This window comes from Mycetocola zhujimingii (assembly GCF_003065425.1).
Taxonomy (GTDB): domain Bacteria; phylum Actinomycetota; class Actinomycetes; order Actinomycetales; family Microbacteriaceae; genus Mycetocola_A; species Mycetocola_A zhujimingii.
Genome location: NZ_CP026949.1, coordinates 3,107,179 through 3,127,659, shown reverse-complemented (window position 1 = coordinate 3,127,659; position 20,481 = coordinate 3,107,179). Strand labels below are relative to the sequence as shown.

General features: G+C 64.1%; 16 protein-coding genes. 9 read left to right on the top strand and 7 right to left on the bottom strand.

The genetic code is table 11. From position 1 onward, the window contains the following. Nucleotides 1–23: 23 nt before the first annotated feature. Complete coding sequence (locus C3E77_RS14970; RefSeq protein WP_234031234.1) at nt 24–1,787, bottom strand: stealth family protein; 1,764 nt, start codon at nt 1,785–1,787, stop codon at nt 24–26. Nucleotides 1,788–2,047: 260 nt separating this feature from the next. Here C3E77_RS14970 and C3E77_RS14965 point away from each other — a divergent pair, with 260 nt between their 5' ends. The 3 genes from C3E77_RS14965 (at nt 2,048) to C3E77_RS14955 (ending at nt 3,886) form a co-directional block, all read left to right on the top strand. Continuing rightward, nucleotides 2,048–2,530, top strand: coding sequence for a MarR family winged helix-turn-helix transcriptional regulator (locus C3E77_RS14965; protein ID WP_108392782.1), 483 nt, complete (start codon nt 2,048–2,050; stop codon nt 2,528–2,530). 55 nt (nt 2,531–2,585) lie between these two features. Next, a complete protein-coding gene (locus C3E77_RS14960; protein ID WP_108392780.1) occupies nt 2,586–3,188 on the top strand; it encodes a DNA alkylation repair protein in 603 nt (200 codons plus the stop codon). Between the two features lie 146 nt (nt 3,189–3,334). After that, nucleotides 3,335–3,886 (top strand): type 1 glutamine amidotransferase domain-containing protein, encoded by a 552-nt coding sequence (locus tag C3E77_RS14955; RefSeq protein WP_108392778.1) that lies wholly within the window; start codon nt 3,335–3,337, stop codon nt 3,884–3,886. 30 nt (nt 3,887–3,916) lie between these two features. Here C3E77_RS14955 and C3E77_RS14950 read toward each other — a convergent pair whose 3' ends face one another. Next, nucleotides 3,917–4,309: a PPOX class F420-dependent oxidoreductase gene (locus C3E77_RS14950; RefSeq protein WP_108392776.1), complete on the bottom strand. Its 393-nt coding sequence runs from the start codon at nt 4,307–4,309 to the stop codon at nt 3,917–3,919. A gap of 116 nt (nt 4,310–4,425) precedes the next feature. Between C3E77_RS14950 and C3E77_RS14945 the strand changes: the two genes are divergently transcribed. Next, nucleotides 4,426–4,848 (top strand): hypothetical protein, encoded by a 423-nt coding sequence (locus C3E77_RS14945; RefSeq protein ID WP_162925041.1) that lies wholly within the window; start codon nt 4,426–4,428, stop codon nt 4,846–4,848. A gap of 8 nt (nt 4,849–4,856) precedes the next feature. Here the strand turns inward: C3E77_RS14945 and C3E77_RS15700 are convergent, their stop codons facing one another. Beyond that, nucleotides 4,857–5,633, bottom strand: a complete 777-nt coding sequence (locus C3E77_RS15700; RefSeq protein WP_234031233.1) for a pyridoxamine 5'-phosphate oxidase family protein — start codon at nt 5,631–5,633, stop codon at nt 4,857–4,859. Nucleotides 5,634–5,877: 244 nt separating this feature from the next. Here C3E77_RS15700 and C3E77_RS14935 point away from each other — a divergent pair, with 244 nt between their 5' ends. Continuing rightward, nucleotides 5,878–7,317, top strand: coding sequence for a lipase maturation factor family protein (locus C3E77_RS14935; RefSeq protein ID WP_108392772.1), 1,440 nt, complete (start codon nt 5,878–5,880; stop codon nt 7,315–7,317). Here C3E77_RS14935 and C3E77_RS14930 read toward each other — a convergent pair. Next, on the bottom strand, nt 7,314–7,766 hold the full coding sequence (locus C3E77_RS14930) for a DNA glycosylase family protein (protein WP_108392770.1): 453 nt from the start codon (nt 7,764–7,766) through the stop codon (nt 7,314–7,316). The two genes, C3E77_RS14935 and C3E77_RS14930, sit on opposite strands and share 4 nt — an antisense overlap. Then, complete coding sequence (locus tag C3E77_RS14925; RefSeq protein ID WP_108392768.1) at nt 7,763–7,951, bottom strand: hypothetical protein; 189 nt, start codon at nt 7,949–7,951, stop codon at nt 7,763–7,765. The genes C3E77_RS14930 and C3E77_RS14925 overlap by 4 nt, the downstream gene beginning before the upstream one ends. Nucleotides 7,952–8,157: 206 nt before the next feature. Here C3E77_RS14925 and C3E77_RS14920 point away from each other — a divergent pair, with 206 nt between their 5' ends. After that, the gene (locus C3E77_RS14920; protein ID WP_108392766.1) at nt 8,158–9,738 is read left to right on the top strand and encodes a CYTH and CHAD domain-containing protein; all 1,581 of its coding nucleotides are present in this window, start codon (nt 8,158–8,160) and stop codon (nt 9,736–9,738) included. A 122-nt stretch (nt 9,739–9,860) separates the two neighbouring features. On the opposite strand, the gene C3E77_RS14915 is transcribed toward C3E77_RS14920, so the two are convergent. Both C3E77_RS14915 and C3E77_RS14905 read right to left on the bottom strand, forming a co-directional pair. Further along, complete coding sequence (locus C3E77_RS14915; protein ID WP_162925040.1) at nt 9,861–11,750, bottom strand: HNH endonuclease signature motif containing protein; 1,890 nt, start codon at nt 11,748–11,750, stop codon at nt 9,861–9,863. Nucleotides 11,751–11,863: 113 nt separating this feature from the next. Then, on the bottom strand, nt 11,864–12,175 hold the full coding sequence (locus C3E77_RS14905; RefSeq protein ID WP_108392762.1) for a hypothetical protein: 312 nt from the start codon (nt 12,173–12,175) through the stop codon (nt 11,864–11,866). Between the two features lie 454 nt (nt 12,176–12,629). Between C3E77_RS14905 and C3E77_RS14900 the strand changes: the two genes are divergently transcribed. The 3 genes from C3E77_RS14900 (at nt 12,630) to C3E77_RS14890 (ending at nt 20,429) form a co-directional block, all read left to right on the top strand. Next, the gene (locus C3E77_RS14900; RefSeq protein ID WP_108392760.1) at nt 12,630–16,880 is read left to right on the top strand and encodes a thioester domain-containing protein; all 4,251 of its coding nucleotides are present in this window, start codon (nt 12,630–12,632) and stop codon (nt 16,878–16,880) included. Between the two features lie 344 nt (nt 16,881–17,224). Continuing rightward, nucleotides 17,225–19,351, top strand: coding sequence for a thioester domain-containing protein (locus C3E77_RS14895; RefSeq protein WP_108392758.1), 2,127 nt, complete (start codon nt 17,225–17,227; stop codon nt 19,349–19,351). A gap of 154 nt (nt 19,352–19,505) precedes the next feature. Next, the gene (locus tag C3E77_RS14890) at nt 19,506–20,429 is read left to right on the top strand and encodes a J domain-containing protein (protein WP_108392756.1); all 924 of its coding nucleotides are present in this window, start codon (nt 19,506–19,508) and stop codon (nt 20,427–20,429) included. Nucleotides 20,430–20,481 lie beyond the last annotated feature (52 nt).

Below are 20,481 nucleotides of genomic sequence, written 5' to 3'. Positions count from 1 at the left end.
ATGCTGGTGGTCGCCTCGAACGGCTAGATCGCGTCGGTTACTGAGCTGGTGATCGAGTCGGTCATGGTCTCAGGCACGTGCGCGGGCTCTGCTCCGTGAACCGCAACTTCGGTCTCCCACGGTGCTGCGAACGGGAAGTAGTGCTCGAGGAACCGAGTCACGGCCTCTGTGCGCTTCTCGACCGAGATCTCGGGCTTCGAACCGTCGTTGAGGCAGAACATGTCCTGGTCGCGGCGCTTGAGCAACCGCTCCATCGATGGCAGCGACGACTTGAGTGTCGTCTCGATGTACTTGACGCGGGCATTGGTCTGGACGACCGCCCGACCGGTCATGAGCCCGTAGTAGTGGTAGAGCGAGTTGGTCACCGAGATGTCGGTCGCGGAGCGGAATCGGCTCGCAGCTGTACGCGCGAATTCTTCAGGGAACTCGGCCTCCAGCTCGTGCAGAACGCTTTTGCGCATCGGAGCGGCAGAGTGCTCGAGGTGCCTCGTCGTGACCTTGCCGAAGCGCTCGCGGAGCAGCCCTCTGTTGACGCGAGCCGCATTCTCGTAACCACTGCGCGACGGGTCGCTGTCGCCAAGCCCGATGCGCGTGGATGCCTCGACGAACTTCGTGATTCCGCCGGGCGAGAAGAAGATGTCGGGGCTGATCGGTCGACCGAAGAACATGTCGTCGTTCGAGTACAGGAAGTGCTCTGAGAGCCCGTCGATGTAGTGCAACTGGGCTTCGACGGCGTGCGAGTTGTGCGTGGGGAGCACGCTCGTGTCCTTGAAGTGATCTTCACTGCGCACGAGTGTGACGGCGGGGTGCTCTGCCAGCCACTCGGGACGCGGCGAGTCGGTGACGATGAAGATGCGGCGCACCCACGGCGCGAACATGTAGACGCTCCTGAGCGCGTACTTGAGTTCGTTGATCTGCCGGAACCGAGCGTCCGAGTCGTCACCGTCGCCGACGACGTAGTTCTGCATCCGCTTCGCACGTGCGCGCTGGAACTCTTCGCTTGACCCGTCAACCCAGGAGAAGACCATGTCGACGTCGAACGTCACATCACTCGCCAGGTCGGCGAACATGTTCTGAAGGGTGGGCCAGCTCTGGCCGAACATCTCGACCGTGTCTTCGAGTGCTTCAGAGCGCGGCAGCCAGCGACGCATCAACGCGTTCTCGACGGGCGCGACGATTTCGTCTTCGCCAAAACGCCACAGCTCGAGCTGCACGGCGGTATCCGGTCCGTAACGCAACCGCCCGATTGGCTCGATGCGCGGGCGATACAGACGGAACACCGTGGCCTTCTTATCGCTGGCGAACGTGCCGTCCGCGAGCAGGAAGGGAATGGCATCCGGCGACTTACCGGGCTTTCCGCCGTCGCGAAGGGTGGCCGGGTCGATGGACTTCGCGTAGAACGGTTCGTCCTCATAGGCGGTGGCGAACGCGGCAGAGAGCTGTTTGCGGCACTTGCGGTCGACGGCGATGACCGGGTTGCCGTTGCTGCCCCGCACGAGGAGGTACGGGATGTCGGCCTCTTCGAGCACCCGACGGATGCTGAGAAGGTCGGTGATCATGGACTCACGCGGCGTGAGGTGCCCGTTGATCAGCGTGAACTCGCCCTTGCGAAGAACGACGTCATCGCGGGAGAACCGGTTCTGCCAGTTGCCGTTCGACAGCAGCACCAGTTCCGGGGACTCGCTGATGATGGGCATCGATGCCGTGATGGGGTTGTCACGTCGGAACGCGTCGGCGGCGCTCTCGGTCGCCGTCTTGTGCTTCTTCGGTGTGTTAAACGTCGTCATGATCGCCACCCTTCTCGATGGGTTCGCCTTGTGGGCGTGTGGTGTGCTCCGCATCTGCGGGCGTGGCGGCGCTGCCTGCGCTGGGTCGACGGAGCGGTCGGGTCGACCGGTGTCGCCGTGCTCATTCTAAGCACACAACGCACCGAGTGACTCGTGAGCACCTGTGGGCGCACTGCTATACAGGGTACGAAACCGCGTGGCACAGCGCGAACCCGCGGATAATGGATGGTTGTAGCGTCAAGCATTAGTAGACTGGCTGCATGACTGAACCACGCTGGCTCGATGACGACCAACTCAACGCATGGAAGAAGTTCGTTGCGGTGGTCGAGCTGTTGCCCGGCGTGCTCGACTCGCAACTGCAGCGAGACGCCGAACTCAGTCATTTCGAGTATTTCGTGCTCGCCATGCTCTCGGAGTCGCCTCAGCACGTGCTTCGGATGACGGCGCTGGCATCGGCGACGAACGCGACGCTTCCCCGGCTCTCGCACGTGGCATCCCGGCTGGAGAAGAAGGGGTACATCGAACGACGGCCCTGCCCGGAAGACAAGCGGGCAACAAATGCGCACCTGACCGAGGCCGGGATGGCGAAAGTCGTGGCGACGGCGCCCGGCCACGTGAACACAGTGAGGGACAACGTCATCGACCCGCTGGACGCCACGGACATCGCAGACCTCGACCGCATCATGGGGCGGATTCTCGACACCCTCGACCCCGACCACCGGTTCGCCAGGCCAGCACGCTGAGGTTGCCAGCGCGCTCGGGCTCAGCTCCAAGGACGGGCTGAGCGAGAATTGTGTAATGACTGAGGCCGGCGAGTTCATCGACGCGGCTCTGCAGCGGGAGGCCGCGTGGACGCCGCCCGCCGACGACCGGGAGTCGAGTGGACTGGAGTCGTACGGTGCGTCCGTTGGTGCCGTGCGGGGTACCGTACGGGATGCCATGCGCAAATACCGCGGGATGTCGCACGACGAGATCACCGCACTGGCGTCCGAACTGTGGATGGCTCCGGTTTACGAACGGCGTCTCGCGGCTGTCGTGGTGTTGCAGTCACACGTGGTGATGCTCGACAACTCGGATCTGACCAGAATCGAAGGGTTCCTTCGTGACGGACGGGTTCGCTCGCTGGTCGACCCGCTCGCGACCGACGTCGTCGGGCCGATGATCGAGCGGTTGGACGACGTGGGCCAGAGCCGGGCGCGTGCGGCCCTCGACCGCTGGCTCGGAGAAAACAACGTGTGGCTCCGTCGCGCGGCGCTCCTCGCCCCGCTCCGGGCGTTACGTTCCGGGACAGGCGACCCCGACCGGTTTGCGCGCCAGGCCAGGGCGATTCTCGCCGAACCGTACGCCAGCGAAATCGTGAGTGAGGCCATCGACCTCGTGCTGGATGCCCTGGCGAAGTGAAAGCGGGCCCCAACCAACGTGCGCAGCAGGTCCCGGCGCCTCGTGTCCGGCATCCGCCCCGTGGATAGTGGCTGGTGGAGCACTCGTCAAGGCCTGTGCCCGCGCATGGGCCAGGGCGTAACGTGGCAGACCCCGAAAGGAGCACGATGACTGAGAATATCTCTGGCAAGAAGGTCGCATTTCTGCTGACCGATGGTTTTGAAGACTCCGAGCTGACGAGCCCGTGGCAGGCGGTGACGGATGCCGGTGGCGAAGCCGTTCTCGTCTCACCCGAAATCGGCACGATCGAGGGTAAGAACGGGCACGAGCAGGACGTCGACGTGCGTTCAGCCGACGCGTCAGCATCCAAGTTCGACGCGCTCATGCTGCCAGGCGGCGTTGTCAACGCTGATCACCTGCGCATGGACGAAGCTTCGGTGGCGTTCGCCCGCAGCTTCTTCGAGGAGCACAAGCCGGTTGGCGTCATCTGCCACGGTGCGTGGATCCTGATCGAGGCCGGCGTCGTCCGTGGCCGCGAACTCACGAGCTACCCGAGCCTCAAGACCGACCTGATCAACGCCGGAGCGAACTGGGTCGACGAGGAAGTCGTCGTCGACAGCGGCTTCGTTTCGAGCAGGACACCCGATGACCTGCCGGCGTTCAACGCCAAGTTTGTCGAGGAAATCGCCGAGGGCGAGCACTCCGGGCAGACCGCCTAGTTTCGCAGCTTCAGCAGAGGCGCCGCCGGTTCAGCGGCCGATCACCCGCGTGATCTTCATCACCAGAATCACGCGATCGGCACTGTCGGGCGGCGCCTCTTGCGTGGCGTTGCCGTAGCGCTTGCCGAGCCGTACGTAGAACGCACCCGTGGGGTCCGGGCGTACCTCGGCGAGTTCTCCACGCAGCTCGACGTAGCTCAGCGGGTTCTCCGGATCGAAGATCGAGAACGCCATCGACGGGTTCTTCTGCAGGTTACGGAACTTCGCCCGCTTGGTCGTGTGTGTGAACAGCAGGTTCTCACCGTCGAACTCGAACCACATCGGGTTGACCTGCGCTGTGTTGTCCGGTCGCACTGTCGCGAGGCTGCCGAAGTTTGCGTCGACCAGCAGGTGTCGGAGGTGCTCAGGGATCTCTACTGTCATGTTCCCAAGCTACGTCGTGCGCTGTCCACAGGCATCCGTTTGTCCACAGGCATCCATTTCTCCACAGATCAGGGATGCCGTGGGCCGGGGACGGCACCACGGCCGAGTATCGAACCATGACAGAGATCAGCGCCTCGACGGCGAATCAGCAACCGCTCGACACAGACGAGCTCATTGAACAGCGGGTGAGTGCCCTCATCGGTCGTGCCTCCCGACGGCAGCTCTGGCTGCTCTTTCTCGACGATGACGATATTCAGCTGCCCATGCTCGTCCCGATCGACGACTTTCCGGTGCAGCCCCGCCCCGCGGACGCCCATGCTCTGGCGACCGGCGTGGCGGCCATCATGGAGTCCGCGGGGGCGGTCCGCGTGATTCTGGTCTGGGAGCGATACGCGGGTGCCGACCTCAGCCAGCTCGACCGGGCGTGGGCTCGGCAGCTGAGTGCCGAATGTGCCGCGGCTGGCGTGCCGGTTCGAGCGCAACTGCTCAGCCACAAGCGGGGTGTGCGCTGGATCGCGCCAGACGACTACCTGGGTTGACCAGCCGCCTAGAGGTCAACCGACTTGTTGTCGCCGATGTCGGGCTGACTTCCGGTCACCACGGCTTTCGCGATCTTGAACATGGTTACAACGCCCGGTTCGTTCGTCGCCCAGTATTCGGCCGACTGCGCGCTGACCTTGATCAGGGCGACCGTCGGGTCGTCCTTGCCGTCGGGGAACCAGGCCTCGAGGGCGGGGCTCCACAGTTCGTTGATCTTGTCGCGGTCGTGCACGAGCGTTGCCGAGCCCGAGATGGAGAGGTAGCCCTTGCCAGACTCGAAAGCGGCGTTGACCTGGTCGTTCGAGCGGATGTCATCCACCTTCGAACTCGGGTCCTGGGTGAAGAACCACAGGTCACCGTCGAAGTCGCTCTCCTGGGTGGCAAGCGGGCGGCTGTGCAGCTGGCCGCTCGGCGTGACAGTGGTGAGCAGTGCAATTTTCGACGCCTTGACCAGCCTGGCGATCGTGACCATGTCGTCGTCTTCAGCGGCGTGGAACTCGGGCGACGAGGGGTCGGTCGTCTCTTCCTCGGTACTCGGTGCTGTCACCGCATCGCTGATGCCGGCGTCAATGAGTCCCTCGGCGGTGGTGGTCGTCACCTCAGCCGTGTCGTGGGGATCGGGGATCGTGTCGGCGCCGTGGGCGGCATCGGTTCGACCGGATGCCGTGTTGACGGTGTCAGGGCTGGTGCCGACGGGTTCTCCGGTCGGGCCCGTTGTGCCCGGGGAGCCCGGCGTTGCCGAGTGTCCGGCACGGGTTGAATCGAATGGGTTGTTCAACGTCATCGCTCTGTCTCCCTTGTTGTGCGAGGCGGCGCGCAGAATGCGCACGCCGGTCGATCCATTGCGACGCTACGCTGCCGCATCCGCTGTTCTCTACCCGGTTGACATCCGTCGGGCGATCAACCGTCTGGTCAGCGGTCGTCGGGGCTGCACAAGCACCGGGTGTGGTGGCAAACCGACCCGTTTACGTGCGCTTCATCAACCGGTTGACAGCACCCCGGATGCCGGGACTACCGTCGGCACCATCATGGAGTGGTTTGCAGCGGGGGACTACGAGCTGGCGCGCCAGGTGCTTCAGCGCGGCATCGCAGCGCTCTACCTGATCGCCTTCATTTCTGCGGCCAACCAGTTTCCTGCACTGCTCGGTGAGCGGGGCCTGGCGCCAGCGCCGTGGTTTCTGAGTCGGGTCACGTTCCGGCAGTCCCCGAGTCTGTTCCACTGGAAGTACAGCGACTCGTTTCTGCTCGGTATTGCCTCGGCGGGGGCGGGCTTATCGGCGACACTGGTGGTCGGTCTGCCGCAGCAGGGACCACCGTGGTTGCCCATGGTGGCTTTCCTGCTGCTCTGGGTCGGGTACCTCTCCATCGTCAACATCGGCCAGACGTTTTACGGTTTTGGCTGGGAGAGCCTGCTGTGCGAGGCCGGGTTCATCGTCGCCTTCCTTGGCTCGGATGAGATCGCCCCGCCCCTCCTGGTGATCATCTTCCTGCGCTGGTTGGTTTTCCGGCTCGAATTCGGTGCAGGAATGATCAAGATGCGTGGCGGATCCGAGTGGCGCGACCTCACCGCACTGACCTATCACCACGAGACCCAGCCGATGCCGAACCCGGTCAGCTGGTACGCACACCATCTGCCGCGGTGGTTCCACAAGGGCGAGGTGCTTGGCAGTCACTTCACCCAGCTCGTCGTCCCGTTCTTCCTGTTTGCACCGCAGCCGGTGGCATCCGTCGCTGCGTTGATCATCATTCTGACCCAGCTCTGGCTGGTGTTCACCGGCAACTTTGCCTGGCTCAACTGGATCACGATCGTGCTCGCTTTTTCAGCGGTGAGTGATGAAGCGGTGCAGGCGGTGTTCCCCGCCCTCGTGCTCGATGCGGAGCAGCCGGAGACGCCGCTCTGGTTCGTGGTCGTCGTGATTGCCGTGACCGCGTTCCTCGTCGTTCTCAGTTGGCGGCCGCTTGCGAACCTGTTTGCGCGGCACCAGCTCATGAACGCGAGTTTCAACAGGTACCACCTGGTGAACGCGTATGGCGCTTTTGGGACGGTGACGAAGGTGCGGCTCGAGGTGATTGTCGAGGGCTGCACTGACGAGCACCCCGGACCCGACTCGGAGTGGTTGGCCTACGAATTCAAGGGCAAGCCGGGCGATGTAAATCGGATGCCGCCGCAGATCGCGCCATACCACCTCAGGCTGGACTGGCTGATGTGGTTTCTCGCGCTCGGGGCGCCAGACAACCGCTGGTTCCAGATGCTGATCGTGCGGCTGCTCGCCGGCGATTACCGCATGGTGCGGTTGCTCGGTGCCAATCCGTTTCCGATGGCACCACCGCGCTGGATCCGCGCGCGCGTATTCCGCTACAGGTATTCCACGCCGGAAGAGAAGCGCAGGACCGGTGCGTGGTGGTCGCGCACTCTCGTCGGGACGCTCGTTGATCCGGTGACTCTTCAGCCCAAGGGGCGGGACTAGTCGCGGGCGTCCTCGCGTGCCGAGCCGTAGAGCGCTGCGGGTATCTGGTCGGTGAAGATCCGTGCGGTGACGGGTCCGATTCCCTTGAGCGCAGTGAGGCGCCTGGTCAGTTCGGCCTCGTTCTCGGCGGTGGCAACAAGCCGATGCACCGACCCGTGGTCGCTGATGATGGAGCGCATCACCGCGTGCAGAGTGTCGGCCATTTGGTAATCGAGGCGAACGTACCCGCCCTGATCGAGGAGCCGTCTGAGCGGTTCCCTGCCGATCTCACCGAACTTCTGCGGGCTCGTGAAGTCCCGCTTGATCAGGACCCGATAGGTCTCGGCGGCCACGGACTGCTGGATTGGACGCCCGAACAGGACGCTCGCCAGAAACCAGCGGTAGAGCTGCTGGGGCGAGCCGCTGGACGGATCGAGGTCGAGGTCAGACGGCGAGAGATTGCCGCTCATTCTGAGGGGGTGTCCTCCGACGACTGTCCGGCGTTACCGTTGCCCTCGCCCATTCCTGTGCCATCGCCGATTCCGTCGTCGGATCCGAAACCCGCGTCATCCGAGGGGTTTGCGTCGCTGTCGAGCGGATCGGTGGATGTGGGGTTGGATTCGCGGGAGAACTCACCGGAGTCGTTGGTCGTCATGTGGTGAGCGTACGCCGGGTAAAGCCCTGCGTCACAGGGGTTGACGATGGCATCCGGTCATGGCATCCGTTCACGGGATCGGTCATGGCATCCGTCATTGAACCGGCGGTTCACTGCCCCGCTCGGAGCCATCGGCGCTCGGGCGGCACCGCCGGTTTCCACTGGCCCGAATGGAAGCATCGGTCCCGAGAGGGTAAACAGGACATATGACCAACTCTTCGGAACCGGGACGCTCGCAGGTCGAGATCGAACGCAAGTATGACGTCGACCGTGATGTGCAGCTCCCTGAGCTGGTGGGGGTAGCGGGCATTGCATCGATGGACGTGAAGGACCCGGTCACCCTCGAGGCGGTCTACTACGACACGGCGGATCTCGATCTGGCGAGGCGTCGGATCATCATCCGCCGGCGCGAGGGCGGTTCAGACGCGGGCTGGCACATCAAAAAGCCGGCGGCGGAGGGGCGTACCGAGTTGCACTGGCCCCTCGGGGAAGATACCGGCGCGGTTCCTGATGCTGTGCTCGAACCTGTGCGTGTGTGGGTGCGTGACCGCGAGGTAACTCCGCTCGCACGGATCTCGACGACGCGTACCGCGGTCCACCTCAAGGACGCGGCTGGTGTCGGGGTGGTTGAGCTTGCCGATGACGAGGTCGAGGCGACCGACATCCGCCATGAAGCTCTGCGCAGGTGGCGTGAGTGGGAAGTCGAGTTGCTCGGCGGTGCTCCCGATACCGAAGAGGGCAGGACAGTGCTGTTGGACCAGATCGAACGGATGCTTGGAGTCGTCGGTGCGCACCCGTCGTCGAGTGTCTCGAAACTGGCCCGTACGCTCGGGAGCGATTCGCTCACCGACGTCGTTCCGCCCCACGAGATCGGTCAGGTCGAGGAGGAGTCGACGGATGCCGATCTGCCGGACGGCAGTGCGGCATCCGTTGTCGTCGAGGCTCTCTCCGAGCTGGTTCTGACCCTCGAGCAGGCGGACCCAGCGGCGCGTGACGACGAACCGGATGCCGTCCATCGGATGAGGACGACCGTACGGCGGCTGCGAAGCGTGCTCGCCGCGTATCGAAAGTTGTTCGACCGTTCCGTCACCGATGACCTGCGCGACCGCCTTAAGCGGTTCGGTGCCGCCCTCGGCGAGGTGCGAGATGTTGAGGTGCGTGGGATGCGCGCGATCGCATACCTCGACGGGTTGCCGCCGCAGGAGGATGATGACGATGCCCGATCGCGACTTATCGACGGTGCCAAAGTTGACTACCGGGAGGCTCACGATCGCCTTCGCCAACTGATGACGTCAACCGCGTACTTTCGGCTGCTCGATGCGCTCGACGAGTTCGTCGCCGATCCTCCGTTGACCAAGGCCGCACTGAAACCAGCGAAAAAGGTGGTGCGGAAAACGATCCGTCGAGAGATCCGTCGGGTGAAGAAGCGTGCGGATGCCATCGGCAATGCCGGAACGGACCTTGAGGTGCAGCTGCACGCGGTGAGGCGGGCGGCACGGAGGTTGCGGTATGTCGCCGAGACCGTGGCAGGAAAGAAGGGCTTCGGCTCGAAGTACGAACGCGTCGCGAAAGCGGGTGAGCTCGTGCAGGACACGCTCGGTGAACATCACGACAGTGTGTTGTTCGGTCAGCACCTGGTACTCACGGCGAACCGTGCCGACGCGGAAGGGGAGAGGACCTTCGTCTACGGAGTCCTCGCTGGCATCAACGACCGGAACGGTGACACGGCGCTCGCCGAGTCGTCCGGAGCAATCGACGACGTGGAGAAGCTCGCGGACCGCTTCTAGGTGGGCGGCTGGTCAATCCACTCGGGTGCGGAGAAGCTACCGACCGTTTGGCAGACAGGCCGCCCATCGGCTCAGAATGGCCGGTTACCGACCCGTTCCAACTGGAGAAGCGTGCGATCGGCCTACCCTGGCGGAATCGTTGCCGCACCTCGCTCTGATGGTGCTCCAGCCGGTTTCCGCGCCCTCATCAGGGCGGACTTGCTCTCGAGCAGAATCTCGTTCCGCTCGGGGTCGATACTCGCCGGAGGCACGAGGTAATACTCGGCGACACGGCGCACAATAACCCAGCCGTTGTTATGGACGAGCATGTGGTGGTGCCTGCACAACAGGATTCCATCGATGACCTGAGTCTTCTTCGACGTTTTCCACGGGACGATATGGTGCGCTTCCGTCCAGGAGACCGGGCGATCGCAGCCCGGGAACATGCACCCTCCATCGCGAGCGGCGAGAGCGCGACGCTGCCTGCGGTTGAAGAGGCGCATGGAGATGGACGATTCGAATGGGACCTTGTCGCCTCCGAGCAGAATCGCTGTGAGTTCTGCAACGCACATGGCGCGCTCGACGGTCGCCGCCGATACCTGCTCGTGTGAGTCTTCGAGCATCCCTGGACTCGTACAGCACGATCCACCCTCGTGCTCCGGCTGTGACACCCCGGCCCTGTTCAGCCCCGACCCGCGGTCGTCTTGGTCACCGGTTTCGCTCAAGCCCGATCCATTGTCCTCCTGCGGGCTGGACCCGTTCACGTTGCACCCGCCACGGACCTGTTCCCCGGAGCGCCCCAGCCACGATCCGTGGTGATCCTCTTCCGCAGGGCCGCGCGGACCGCAGGGCGGAGTTGCCCCTGGCCGCTGGTGGCCCTCGGTGGGGACGATGAACCGGACCGACACCATGCGGTCGAAGACGGTATCCGGGTCGGCCTTGGCCCCGAACTCCATCAGGTGGATCAGTGTGTCGAGCGCAATTTGCTCGGTGCTGCGGGGGTCACGCACGAGCCGCTCTGCGGCCGCGACGTGCTTGGGATCCACGAATCGCGGCCCGCCCCGGCGTGGGCTGGTGGCTGTATCGATCAGTCCGGAAAAGAGCGCTTCGTTCTCGGGGTCGAGCCTGATCGCAACGCCGCGCATTCCTGTGGCGTCACGCCGGAGCATCCGGAGTCCGCGCATCTCATGCAGGGCATTCTCTCGCTGGGCAATGCCCGCGACATCGATCTGATTGCGTTCCTCACGTGCCAGCCGGGAAAGCTCGTCGGCATCAGTCGTCGCGGCGACGAGCAGGAGCCGCTCGGCCGCCGAGCGCAGGAGCTCTGCTGGAACAGTATCCGTCGGCTCACCAAGGCCCCGGGTGATTGCACCGGCGGCGGTCGCGGACAGCTCACCATTGGCCACCGCGAGAGAAACGGGAGAGTGCCACGGCACATCCACTGGAAGGCAGAACGCCATCTCGGGGTCTCCCCCGTCGGAACCGTCATCGCTCTTCGGCTGCGCCGCCGCCTCGCGTTCCGCCGCAGCTCGCAAACGCTCGGCCGCCTCGGCCTCGCCGAGCGCGGTGCCTACGCGCACCTGTTTTGCTGCTTCGCCACGGGTGGACCCCGTGATGGACTGAACGAGTTGTTCTGGAGTTCGAAGCCCCCGGCGCTGCGCCAAGCCGGAGTATCCGAGGTCACGCTCGGAGAGCTTGGCGATTTGCCCGGCACCGATCGTCACCAAGGCCTCACCGAGCTTCATCACCTCGGCGGCGGTCTGCGTGAACAGCTCAACATCGTCGGCGCTGAGGCGCCCGAGCAGATCGGTTTCGCTGAGCTCTGCGCCAGCACCAGCACCAGCACCAGCACCAGAACCAGAACCAGAACCAGAACCAGAACCAGAACCAGAACCAGAACCAGAACCAGGGCCGGAATGGAGCCCGAAACCAAGTCGCCCCACGCTCTCATCGTCGCCAGGACGAACCGGAAGCCCGAGGGTGGCTCGCAGCTGTGCGACCACCTCGGGCAACCGATCGAGAATCTGAGGCATGCTCTGATTCTATCGCAAAACCGCCTCAGTTTCGAATATATCTTCGATCAACTTCGAACTGTGGAGAACCCGAACCGGGTCTCAGGCTGGGGAGGAAACGACTCCGACCGCCGTCAGTCAGTGTGAGGCTTGCCGGCGTTCCCGCTCATATCGATCTCACCCGGGTCCACGTCGATGTCGCCGACGTCATCGGGTCCACCCGTGCCAGGCAACAGAGTGACGTTGTCATTATCGATGTCGGGATCGTCGAGGGCCGGTGAATCGCCGCCCGCGTTCTGCAGTTCCTCGGTCTCGACCGCGCTCGACGGACTGTACGACCGGTCCTTCGTGGTCTGCTCGACGTCGTTGAGGTCACCACTCGGGGTCTCTTCGACAGGGTCGCCGCTCGGTACGCCCTGTCCTGGGTTCAGTGTCTCGTCACTCATGCGTCGAGGTTACGGGGGCTGCTCGATACCCAGAACCCCCTTGCGCTTTGGCTCCGCTTCCACTCTGGCGCCGCTTCCATCAGGCCCCGCTTCCGCACGGGTCGACGCGCGACCGCTGCGGGCGCGCATTGCGCCGCACAATTCGCCGAGCCTGCAAAGGGAGGGGCCGAGCGCCATGCGCCCGAACCCTTCCCCGGAAAAGCGTGCAGGAAGCCTCCTGAAGCAAATTTCAGGAAGGTGAAACGGATGCCGCCGGCATCCGCAGGTCGAATCGAGCGCACGGGTGCCGGGCCCCCGCGGGACATTCGCCTCTACTCGGTGCCGTAGCGACGTGGATGATCGCCGTTAGTGTTCGGCGGCTCGCTGGCTCCACTGGTCCCGGACTCGATCGGCGGTTGTAATAAGGCCGTTCTGCCCAATGTGACCCGTTCACGTAATGAAGTTGAGGATTCAAATGAACGCCGCACCCAGTTTCAGTGCTCGCTCGATCGGGCGGTTCGCGCCATATCGACTCGTGTTCTCGATCGCAGCCGTTCTCGCGATGCTCGCGATGCTCCTCATGCCCTTCGGCAACGCAGCCGGGGCCGCCGAACCTGATCCCCAGCCCGGTGGCAACTCGCCGCGAGCGTCAAACACAGAGATTCAGGTCCTCGGCCGTGGTACCGGCCAGACAGTCCAGGGGTTCCTTCCGACAACACCCACCACCCAGGACCCCACGGCGGGGTACCCCACCACTAATCCGACCACCGGCTATTCACCAGAAAGCTCGTGGGCGGGGACCATCCGGACGGCATCGCTCTCCGACCCGACCCTGACGGCGGAGATGTACTGCATCAACATCCGGGTCCAGACGCAGAACGGGGTCGGGTACGAAAGCGGCACCTGGGAAGAATCAACCATTCCCAACATCGGTTACGTGACCTACATCCTCAACAACTACTACCCGACCACGAACCGACCGACCGGCCTGACGAACACCCAGAAGGCCGCCGCGGTCCAGGCCGCGATCTGGTACTTCACTGATGGCTTCGTGCTGAGCACCGCGCCGGGACCTTTGCGGAGCGCAGTAGCGGCGATTGTCCAGGAGGCGCAGACAAACGGGCCCGTCGTAGAACCGCCCGCTCCCAACGTCACGATCACTCCGACGACAGCCGAGGCACCCGTCGGTGGAACGGGTGGTCCCTTCGTCGTCGAGGCAGAGAATGCCGCCGAGTTGACTGTCTCGGTGCCCGACGGGTACGCGCTTTTCGCCGACGAGGCGGCGACCATCCCTGTGCCCAACAACAGCACAGTGGCATCCGGCACCTCCCTCTGGATCACGAGTACCGCAACGACGGCCAACGACACGACGCTGAGCGCCCGGGCCGCTGTGACCGTGCAGCGGGGCCAGGTGTATATCTATGACGGCAACGACCCCGACCTGACCGAGGCCCAGCACCTGATTCTGGCGCAGACCACCGAACTCGAAGCAGTAGCGCAGGCGACACACAGTTTCTTCACTGTCGGAAGCCTGACGGTCAACAAGACCTTCGCCGGCGATGCTGTTGGTCAACAGGGTCCGATTCAACTTCTCATCGACTGCGGCGAGGATTACAGATACACAGCCGAGATCCCCGCCAACACGACCGCAACGCAGACCTTCACCTACCCGGGAATTCCGGAAGGAAACACCTGTACGGTCACCGAGCCAACGACAGGGTCGACAACGACCGTTGAGGTGACGACCGACGCACCTCAGGAAGCAACCATCGATGGGGACGGCGAGACAGTCACCATCGCGAACACGGTCACCAGCCGGCCGGGTGTGCTGAATGTGACGAAGGTCGTTACCGGTGAGGCAGCGGGCTCTCAAGAGGACATCGTCCTCGCCATTGACTGCGGCGCCGCTCTTGCGGAGACCTTCACGATCCCTGCCGGCTCTGCTGCCGGCTCCTACGTCCAGTCCTACACCGACCTTCCCGCTGGGACGTCGTGCACCGTCACGGAAACCGCAACCGGTGAATCGTCCACGGTTGTGGTCGATCCCACGGAGAACGTGACAGTCACCATTGCACCGGGTGCGACGTCCGACGCGACGATCACGAACACGGCTACCTTCCAGCCGGGCGGTCTCCGGGTGACGAAGGTTGTCACGGGTGAGGCCGCCGGCCAGCAAAGTGCGATCGTCCTCCAGGTGAGCTGCGGCGAAGCGCTGAGCGAGACCGTCACGATACCGGCGGGCGCGACGGCCGATTCCTATGTTCAGACGTTCAACAATATTCCGGCGAACACCGAGTGCACGGTCACGGAAACCGAGACCGGGACGACACAAACTGCCCTGGTGGTACCGACGGAGAATGTCACCGTAACCGTGACGCCGGGAACGATCGTCGACGCGACGATCACCAACACGGTAACCAATCAGCCGGGCAGCTTGAACGTGACGAAGGTTGTCACGGGTGAGGCTGCGGGTTCTCAGGAGGACATCGTCCTGACCATTGATTGTGGTGAGGCTCTGAGTGAGACCTTCACGATCCCTGCCGGGTCTTCCGCCGATTCTTACGTGCAGTCCTACGCGGATCTGCCAGCGGGTACCGAGTGCACGGTGACGGAGACGGAAACGGGTGAGTCGTCCACGGTTCTGGTTGATCCCACCGAGGATGTGACCGTGACGATTGAGCCGGGTGCGGCTGCTGAGGCGACGATCACGAACACCGTGACGTTACGGCCTGGTGTTCTGAACGTGACGAAGGTTGTCACGGGTGAGGCTGCGGGTTCGCAGGAGGACATTGTCCTGACCATTGATTGTGGTGAGGCTCTGTCGGAGACATTCACCATTCCTGCCGGTTCTACTGCGGATTCGTACGTGCAGTCCTACACGGACCTGCCGGCCGGTACCGAGTGCACGGTGACGGAGACGGAAACTGGTGAGTCGTCCACGGTTGTGGTCGACCCGACGGAGGACGTGACCGTCACGATCGAGCCAGGCGCTACCGCTGAAGCGACGATCACGAACACTGTGACGTTCCGGCCTGGTGTTCTGAACGTGACGAAGGTGATCACGGGTGAGGCTGCCGGTTCGCAGGAGGACATCGTCCTGAGCATTGATTGTGGTGAGGCTCTGAGTGAGACCTTCACGATCCCTGCCGGGTCCACTGCGGATTCCTACGTCCAGTCCTACGAGGACCTGCCGTCGGGAGCAGAGTGCACGATCACCGAGACCGAAACGGGTGAGTCGTCCACGGTTGTGGTCGATCCCACGGAGGACGTGACCGTCACGATCCCGCCCGGTGAAGGGGCCGCGGCGGAGATCACGAACACTGTGACGTTCCGGCCTGGTGTTCTGAACGTGACGAAGGTGATCACGGGTGAAGCTGCCGGTTCGCAGGAGGACATCGTCCTGAGCATTGATTGTGGTGAGGCTCTGAGCGAGACCTTCACGATCCCTGCCGGGTCCACTGCGGATTCCTACGTCCAGTCCTACGAGGACCTGCCGTCGGGAGCAGAGTGCACGATCACGGAAACGGAAACGGGTGAGTCGTCCACGGTTGTGGTCGACCCGACCGAGGACGTGACCGTCACGATCGAGCCAGGTGCGACTGCTGAAGCGACAATCACGAACACGGTCACGTTCCAGCCGGGTGCTCTCCAGGTGAGGAAGGTTCTCACCGGTGAAGGTGCCGGATCCCAGGAGGACATCGTTCTCGACGTCGATTGTGGTGAGGCTCTGACCGAGACCTTCACGATCCCTGCCGGGTCGACCGCGGGTTCCTACGTGCGAACGTTCACGGACCTGCCGTCGGGCACGGAGTGCACCGTCACGGAAACTGAAACCGGCGAATCATCCGCCGTTGTGGTCGATCCTACGGAGGACGTGACTGTCACCATCGAGCCGGGAGCGACTGCCGAAGCGATCATCACCAACACGGTGACGTTCCAGCCGGGCAGCCTGAGCGTGACCAAGGTCATCACGGGAGACGCGGCAGGCCTGCAGGGCGAGATCGTTCTCGAGATCGACTGTGGCGAAGCGCTCACCGATACCGTCACGATCCCCGCGGGAGCGACGGCGGACTCCTACGTTGAGACCTTCGACAACCTCCCGGCCAACACCGAATGCACGGTGACGGAGACCGAAACCGGTGCAACCGACACCGTCGTGGTCGAACCGACGGAGGACGTAACCGTGACCGTTGCGCCGGGAGCTACTGTCGACGCAACCATCACCAACACGGTCAACTACCAGCCGGGGGCCCTTCGGGTGACGAAGGTAATCACCGGAGGCGCTGCAGGGCTTCAGGGTGAGATCGTCATCGATATCGACTGCGGTGAGGCGTTGACCGACACCTTCTCGATACCGGCTGGTGCAACGGCGGATTCATACATCCAGATATTCCAGGGCATCCCGTCGGGCACCGAGTGCACCGTCACCGAATCAGCGAACGGGTCGACGGGCGGTGTTCAGGTTGAAGCGACGGATGCTGTGACCGTCACCATCGCGACCGGCGCTTTCGTCGACGCAACGATCACCAACACCGTGACCAGCGAAGAAACCCCCAGTGGCGGCGGTGAGGGTGGTGGCTCAAGCTACCTGCCGATGACGGGCTCGAACCCGGGTATGTCCCTGCTGATCGCGGGTGGGGTCATCACGGGCGGACTGGCGATGATTCTGATCGGCGGCGCGGCGGCCAGGCGGCGTGAGTCGGCTACAGTCCGACGGAACGACTAGAGGGTCAGCCGGCATCGTCGACTAACCGAACGGAGCTGTGGCGGGGGCACCCGCCACAGCTCCGTTTCCGGCTTCCGCTGGAACATCCTCGTGAGCGCCCAACGGATGCTGCAGGCATCCGCAGTTCCGCACCCGCCGCGCGACCTCAATCGCGGTCAGGAGGGCGATGGTCCCGTGCCGGGACATTCGCCTCTATGACGGTTCTGCAGCGCACTGGAGAATCTCGGTCAGTGTCGCTGGCGCTCGTTCACGAGTGGCCCCTGAGCGCGCACCGTCCATCGTTGGTGGCGGGGCGCGGTGCTACCCAACGTGGCCGCTTCGCATAAGACAGATGGGGAACGTTTATGAACGCCACACCGGCATCCAGGTTTCGAGTCCAGCTCGAGGCGCATCGCGTCTTGTTGTCCTTCCTCGCGGTCGTCGCCGTCTTCGCGATGGTCCTGACGCCATTGGGCGGTGCAGCGAGGGCGTCAGTGCCTGACCCATTTCCCATCTCCGATGCCGAGCCGGGTGCGAACACGGAAATCCGAGCCACCGCCCTGGGTGCTGCCCAGAGAGTCGCGGCGTTCGCGCCGCCAACATCGTCACCGCCCGATCCGGCTGAGCCGTATCCAACCGCCAATCCCACCGGGTATCAAGCGGTGGGCAGGTACGCGGGAACGATCATCACGAGTTCGGTCGACAACCCGGCCCTGACGGCTGAGGTGTACTGCATCGAGCTCGGGGTGGAGACACAGGTCGGTGTCGGCTACGAGAGTGCAACCTGGGACGAGGCCAACGTGGCCAACATCGGATACGTGGCCTACATCGTCAATAACTACTACCCGAGCACCACCGAGCCCAGTGGGCTGACAGACAACCAGAGGGCCGCCGCAGTCCAGGCCGCGATTTGGTGGTTCACCGATGGCTACATCGTAAACACGTCCGAGCAGGTCGTGAGGGCGGCAACGGTGGCAATCGTCGAAGCAGCGCAGGCCGCGGGGCCCGCCACCCAGCCACCCGCGCCCGATGTGTCGATTACCCCACCGGCGGGCGAAGCCCCTGTGGGTTCAGCTGCCGGGCCGTTTGTTGTCGCCGCTGAGGGTGCCGCCGAGTTGACGGTATCGGTGCCGACCGGATACTCGATGTTCGCCGATGCGGCAGCGACAACCCCGCTGGCGAACCCCAGCACTGTTGCCTCGGGCACATCCATCTGGGTGACCAGTGAAACGACGACACCGAATGAAACGACGTTGAGCGCCCGCGCCGCGGTGACCGCGCAGGGCGGGCAGATCTATGTCTATGACGGCAACGATCCCAACCTGCCGGACGCGCAGAGTGTGATTCTCGCGCGGACCACCGAACTTGAGGCCGTGGCGCAGGCGACACCCGGCTTCTTCGCAGCCGGAAGCTTGACCGTGACCAAGACCTTTGCTGGCGATGGGGTTGGACAGCAGGGCCCGATCCAGCTCCTGGTGGACTGCGGCGAAGGTTTCAGCTTTACGAGTGACATCGCCGCCACTGCGACAGAGCCGCAAACCTTCACGTACCCGGGGATCCCGATTGGAAATACCTGCACCGTTACCGAGCCGACGACAGGGTCGACAACCGCTGTTGACGTGACCACCGACGCCCCACAGAGCGCGACCATCGATGAGGATGGCGAAACGGTCACCATCGCGAACACGGTCACGCTGCGACCAGGCGGTCTCACCGTCACGAAGGTCGTAACCGGTGCAGCCGCTGGCCTCCAGGGCGACATCGTTCTCGACATCGACTGCGGAACGGCTCTCGCGGAGACGTTCACGCTCCCCGCTGGCACAGTGGCGGGTTCATATGTCCAGTCCTTCACGGACCTTCCCTCCGACACCGAGTGCACGATCACGGAGACCAGCTCCGGGTCGACGGACACGGTACTGGTGGAACCGTCGGACGATGTGACCGTCACCATTCAGCCCGGCGGTGTTGCTGACGCGACGATCACGAATACGGCAACCCTCCGACCCGGAGATCTCACCGTGACCAAAATCGTGACCGGAGAGGCAGCCGGTCTCCAGGACGAGATCGTTCTCGAGGTGAACTGTGGTGAAGCGCTGACCGAAGTCTTTACGGTTCCCGCGCGAGCGGATGCCGGTTCGTACGTCGCGACGTACACGGAGATCCCTGCGGGCACCGAGTGCACGATCACGGAGACCAGTACCGGTGCCACCGAGTCCGTTCTGGTGGAGTCGACCGAAGACGTGACCGTTGGAATTCTGCCCGGATTCGACGTGAACGCGACCATCACCAATACAGTCACGGAGGAAGAAACCCCGGAGACCCCGGTGACGCCGTCGAACGGCGGCGGGCACTCCGACTACCTGCCGATGACCGGGACTGACTCTCCGCTCCTCCTCGCGGGTGGAGTGATTGCCGCCGGAGCGCTCCTGGTTCTGCTGGCAGGAGCGAAGCCCCGGCGCCGTGAGGTTGCACCCGCCCGGCTGACGAGCTAGCGAACGGTGAGAAAGGCTGCGACGGAACACCTCTGTCGCAGCCTTTTCCGTTGAAGCGCGCACGCGCCGACAACACACAAATCGGACGTCGCTGCTCGCTCACAGTTTTTCTCGATATCGTGAGTCAGCAGATTTCCCGATTGAAAGCGAGCGGATGCCAGACAGCCCGATCTCGGCGACGCCATACGAGGTGCTCGGCGTGAGTCCGACCGCCGACCAGGACGACCTTCGGCGCGCGTACCGCAGGCTGATGCGGGAGACCCACCCGGATACCGGTGGCAGTGCCGCGCGGTTCACGGCGGTACAGGTTGCCTGGGAGCGGATCGGAACAGTCGAGGGCCGTGCGGCGTACGACCGCGGACGCGGCAGTGGATCCTCGACCGGGGATGCCCACCCCACCTGGTCGGCATCGGCCGCGAAGCCCCAGCCAGACTCACGCCCCCGCGCACGTTCGTACGGGCACCCCGGCGGCTGGCGCAGGGAGCGCTACCTCCGGCTCATGCGGGAGTGGACCGGCCGTGGCGTGGACGCGGACCCGTACGACCCGGCCCTCGTACGCACCGCTCCGCGTGAGCTCAGGCATCTCCTCGCCGATGCCCTCGCTGAGGAAGCCACGGCCCGCAGCCTCGCCGACCTCGGCCTCGGCTTCACCGTCTGGCACGACGTCGCAACCGGCGGTCCTGACGAGAAGATCGACCATATAGTTCTCGGCCCGACCGGGCTCTTTGCTCTGTTATCCGAGGACTTCGGTGGACCGGTGAAGGTCAAGCGCGGCGAACTCATCGGGGAGGCCGTCGCCGGCGAACGTCCCATGCACGACCTGGCCGCTCGAGCCAAGGTGCTGTCCCGGTCGCTCCGCGCCCGCTTCACCGCTCTGGTGATTGTGCTGCCGGACGATGCGCTCGAAGATTCCGTGGTCGAGCTCGGCTCGAGCCGAGGCGCCGCGACCCTCGCTGTGCGTTCGTCGTTCCTGCCCGGGCTGCTGCGCAACGGCCTGCCCGGCATGGACCGTGCCGGCGGAAACGAACTGTTCGACGTCCGGACGAAGCTGCAGAACGGCATCCGCTTCGTCGAATAGGCGTCGAATAGCGAGCGAGCAGAGTCTCAACCGCGATACCTGACGGATGCTA